Here is a 4655-nt window from a genome sequence, read left to right as displayed (position 1 = left end):
ATCGAAATGTTTCGAATTATATACGGACATTATAATCGACTAATTCTGGACAGGCAATACCGTCAACTTTCGGAAATTTAAGGATGTCAAAAACACTTTCGAATTACGAAAATCTACTTAATCGTTTATTTTTGTTTTATAAAGACTTCTATGATACAAGAGATGAATTTGAAAAAGATATCTGGGATGTTAGAAATATTCCTGGTGCAAGGTTTCCTGATCACGAATCAAGACATATCGTGAATTTCAAGGATATCCCTATTCCCTTTCGTCCTTTAGCAAAAAGATATTTAAAATTTAGGATTAGTCACTTATCGCTTGGCCAATGTACTCTCGACGTTAGAATATTAAAGTTATTTTTTACATTTATACATGATAAAAATCCTTCTTGGAAGGATTTAAATGCCTTAACACGGAAAGATATCGAAGATTATCTAATATTTCATAATAAGACGTTTCATGACAAAATACAGTCAAAGAGAAGTTACTTAATTGTCCTAAATGTATTCTTGGAAACAATTGAAAAACTGCAATTCGATGAAGCACCTGCGTTGCCTGTGAATCTATTGTTATTTAAAGAAGATATCCCTAGACCGATAAAAAGGTCTGAAAATGATATCAAATACATCCCCGAAGGGATTCTTCAACAAATTGAGGAAAAGCTAGAGTTCTTAAAACCGTCAAAATACATACCGATCATTGTATTACTTCGGGCTACTGGTTGGAGAATATCAGATATTCTTAATCTACGTTACGATAATTGTCTAGAACAAACAGCGCAAGGATGGTACTTATGTGGCGATATTAAAAAAACACAAGTAATGAATCATCGTGTACCGATTACAAAAGAAGTAGCAGAAGTAATGGAAGCTGTAATAAAAGTGATTAAAAATCAAAGCAATACGATTAATAATCCTAAAAACTATTTATTTGTACTGTTGGAAGGTGTCCGTAGAGGACGACCCTATAATTATTATGATATTCGTAGAAGTTTGAAGCGCTTTACTGAAGAACAAAACATAGTTGACGATTCTGGAAAACCCTTTTTTATCAAAAATCATGCCTTTCGGCATACCAAGGGTGTGGAGCTTCTTAATAACGGAATGAACATACTGCATGTTCAAAAGTGGATGGCGCATGCCTCCCCTGAAATGACCTTACATTATGCTAAAATTCTCGATACTACCATGCGAAAGTCTTGGGAAGAAGCTACAAAACAAGGTATTTTTCGGATTGACATTGAAAATAAACGTCCGGTTAAAGTTGAACTTACGGATATCGAGAATGAGGATATCATTGAATGGGAATATATACGCCATAATTTAGACGCTGTTAAGATGGAGCTTGGCTATTGTATGAAACCAATTAAGCAGCCATGCCCCACTCAAGCAAACCCTTGTCTGTCTTGTCGTAATTTCTGTACTACACCCGAATTCATCCCCCAATTTGAAATGGAAATTACGGAAGTTAAAAATGTAATTGAACGAGGCAGGGCTTTAGGGCGACAAGTATGGATAGATAAGAATCAAACCACTCTAGATCGTCTAGAGCCTATTCTAGAAACTTTGAAAAATGGTACAACTCATCATTTAGCCGGGAAAAAAGGCCGCGAATATATTGGAGAGGAACGCACTCATGAGAAGTAAGCATATTAGAAATACTGCAGGTGTTAAAAAACATGCCCAGATGAAAAGCAAAGAGACGGCTCAAAAGGTAAACCAGGCTATTCAACGTCTTATTAAAACGAAGGCTAAAATTAACTTTAATCAAGTTGCCATGGAATCAGGTGTATCTAAGGCTTTTCTCTATAACAATCAAGAAATACGGAACCGAATAGAAGAATTACGAAAGCAGCAAGAAGGGCTTAATTCACCGCAAACCATAAAACGTAATATGACGGATGCCAGTAAAGATGCACTAATCGCAGCTAAAAATAGCCGAATTAAAAAACTTGAAGAAGAAAACAAACGTCTTAAGGATGAATTATTAAAATTACGTGGTATGATCTACGATCAAATATAAAAATAAAAATTTTACTTTTATATTCGTTTTTCTAACTGCGCTAAAGTCGCAGGTTAATTTAGGAATAATTCATAATTTATGGAATTTCCGGGTGTATAATTGATGTAATTCAATGGGGGTGAAGAATATTAAGGTTTCTCTCTGGTTCTATTTGAGTGCTTTGATTGTTTATTTCTTTAGTTTTATTTCTGGCTTTTCAATTGGGTTATATGTGTTATTTGGAGCAATTTTACTTTTATTATTTGGGTTGGCAATATCTTTTAAATTACTAAGGAAAGAAATGAATATTTCCATTTTGATAGGTATTTCCATTCTTATCTGTGTTGTTTCATATATCGTTTGGTTTCTTTTAGTTCATAATGTAGATGACTATTATATCTTCTATCCTTTTACACTTTTCGTATAATACATTCTTCTTGAACTAACGAGACGTTAATTTAACACTTACATGATAAAATAATTAATTTTTTTAAATCAATACTTACATTAAATACATGTAAATGATGTGAGAACCATTGATATTACAGTGGTTCTCACGTCGAAGTTAAGATAATCGCGGATTTTGTACGCTAAGCAAATTTCGACATGATAAAATTCGATTTTCCTTACTTTAAGGGGTCCAACAGTAAAATGTTCATATCGGTTTTGTTGGTATCCCTAGTTAGCCTAAGATAGGCTAGAATATGTAACAAAAAAAGGAAGCGCTTTGCTTCCTTTTTTAGATTTTTAATCCCGTTAATTATCATCTTGTTTTCTTAACAATTTTTCACAGAGTTCCACACAAATACCTTGTGAGCTAAACCTTTTCAACAGTTCGCTTAAATTGACTGACAAACCATTATCTTGTAATATTTCTTCAAACTGTTGGTAGGTTAAATCAGGCATGATTTTTGCTTTCTTTTCCGGAAAAGTCGCTTGAAATTTTTTGTTAATATCTTCTGTTTTAGACTCTAGTACAATTGCTGTGGATGTGAAAGTCAAAATTGTTTCAATGAAATCAATATCAGTATTAGATAATCCTTTACTTCCTAACCATTCACTAACAGTTTCATTTTCCATACTATTTCACTCCTAAAAAAATAACCAATCAGCACCGCGAATTGCCCAAGCTACAGCGATTGATATATTTTCAGCTACTCCTTTGCTAACCCTTGTGTTATCTTTAAACCATACAGGAAGCTGAGTACGAACTTCATTAGCTGCGTTGGCCCCTGCATTTTCAAACTTCTTCAAAAAATTCCCTATCTTTACACTATTGCTTTTAAATGTTCTTGCAGTGGCAGAATCAATAATTTTGAAGGCTCTAGCTGCATCAATAACTTCATCTCCACCTTTTAAAAGTAACTGAGAAACTTTTATAACAGCTTTTGATTTAGCTCCAAACGGAACGATTTTCCCTTCGCCAGCCTCACTCTCATTAATAGATTTTTCATAAGCAATTTGAGAAAGTATAGCTATCTCTTCTGCACTATATCTATCAGAGGCATATCTTTCAGCGGCGTTTATTGGCTCTTCATCATAGTTATCTTCCCATACTGCATCTCCTTCTTCATAAACTTCATTAATTCCTTCTGCTGCAAATACATTTGGTACAAATGCTAATACACCACTAAATAACAGAACACTTACCATGATCGTTAACCCGAGTTTCCTTAAAAGTTTTTCCATAGGTTTACCTCTTCTCTCTTTTTTCTCTTACACTATTAAAATACTACACTAAATTTACACATTTTTCTATACTTTACAATATATCTTACTTACTATTTAAGAGGGAATAATTTCTTCGGAAAACAAGAGTAACTTTCAGGAATGAATCATACATTGAAAAAAAATTACTGGAAGGTGGTATAATTAAGAGTGTAGAAAGCAATGTTAATCTAAAAAACCCACCAATGAGCAGAGCAACCGCAGATGAACTTTTACCGGCGCTAGATGCTATCGAGCATATTCCTGATGAATTATTGGAAAAAGGATCCCCAGAAGAAATCAAAAAATATTTTATGGAGACCTTACCTAGAATTCGCACACAAAGTGTATGGAGTTGTAGTTTGGCAATTAGCGAATTGCTTGTTATGAATGCAATACCGATTGCAAGACTTACTAAGATAAAGAAATATGTTAAAGCATTGGGAGGAGCATGGGAAACTGCAAAACTACTGGTAGGTGCTACAACAGCAGGTGAAAAAGTAGCAACTCCCTCAGCCCTTATTGCGGAATTATCAGGTTTTACAAACGTAAGGAATGAATGTGGGTTTTAAAATGATAGGAGTATCATTTTGATCTGGAGTTTAATCACATCATTCATTCTTAATGTAGCGTTCTTAATTTATATTGTTGTTTTAACTAATAAGGTTAAAGTTTTAAGAAAGGAAACTGCAAAGCCTAGTGAAAACAATGATGAATTAATTGCCTTAGCACAGGAGAAATTGAAAACTCTTGGTGACATTAAGACTATAAAGTATCTAAGAGAAGAAAAAGGCATGTCAATGTTGGACGCTAAGCAACTTGTAGATGCTTTAAAAAAACAGGAGTAGCTTTTGCTACTCCTGTTTTTACGTTTCCCCAGTACGGGGTCCCACCAACGCTACCCCCTTTAATAATTTTTGTCAAAAAGCATACTTTGTGACACGTTG

General features: G+C 34.0%; 6 protein-coding genes. 4 read left to right on the top strand and 2 right to left on the bottom strand.

Annotated elements, in window-relative coordinates:
• Window positions 1-83 precede the first annotated feature (83 nt).
• Together BFI01S_RS20995 and BFI01S_RS20990 are read left to right on the top strand one after the other, a co-directional pair.
• Window positions 84-1646, top strand: a complete 1563-nt coding sequence (locus BFI01S_RS20995) for a site-specific integrase (RefSeq protein ID WP_235831248.1) — start codon at window positions 84-86, stop codon at window positions 1644-1646.
• The gene (locus tag BFI01S_RS20990) at window positions 1636-2022 is read left to right on the top strand and encodes a DUF6262 family protein (RefSeq protein ID WP_039230091.1); all 387 of its coding nucleotides are present in this window, start codon (window positions 1636-1638) and stop codon (window positions 2020-2022) included. The genes BFI01S_RS20995 and BFI01S_RS20990 overlap by 11 nt, the downstream gene beginning before the upstream one ends.
• 735 nt (window positions 2023-2757) lie before the next feature.
• Here the strand turns inward: BFI01S_RS20990 and BFI01S_RS20980 are convergent.
• Window positions 2758-3081, bottom strand: a complete 324-nt coding sequence (locus BFI01S_RS20980) for a hypothetical protein (RefSeq protein WP_047185753.1) — start codon at window positions 3079-3081, stop codon at window positions 2758-2760.
• Window positions 3082-3093: 12 nt separating this feature from the next.
• Window positions 3094-3690 carry a YqxI family protein gene (locus BFI01S_RS20975; protein ID WP_047185752.1) on the bottom strand — a complete coding sequence of 199 codons (597 nt, stop codon included), beginning with the start codon at window positions 3688-3690 and terminating at the stop codon, window positions 3094-3096.
• 224 nt (window positions 3691-3914) lie between these two features.
• On the opposite strand from BFI01S_RS20975, the gene BFI01S_RS20970 reads away from it, so the two are divergent.
• Both BFI01S_RS20970 and BFI01S_RS20965 read left to right on the top strand, forming a co-directional pair.
• Window positions 3915-4280, top strand: coding sequence for a hypothetical protein (locus BFI01S_RS20970; RefSeq protein ID WP_061794320.1), 366 nt, complete (start codon window positions 3915-3917; stop codon window positions 4278-4280).
• Window positions 4281-4298: 18 nt separating this feature from the next.
• Window positions 4299-4556 (top strand): hypothetical protein, encoded by a 258-nt coding sequence (locus BFI01S_RS20965; RefSeq protein WP_061794319.1) that lies wholly within the window; start codon window positions 4299-4301, stop codon window positions 4554-4556.
• Window positions 4557-4655 lie beyond the last annotated feature (99 nt).

It is taken from the genome of Cytobacillus firmus NBRC 15306 (assembly GCF_001591465.1).
Lineage (GTDB): Bacteria > Bacillota > Bacilli > Bacillales > Cytobacillaceae > Cytobacillus > Cytobacillus firmus.
This window is presented reverse-complemented; position numbering and strand designations above follow the sequence as displayed.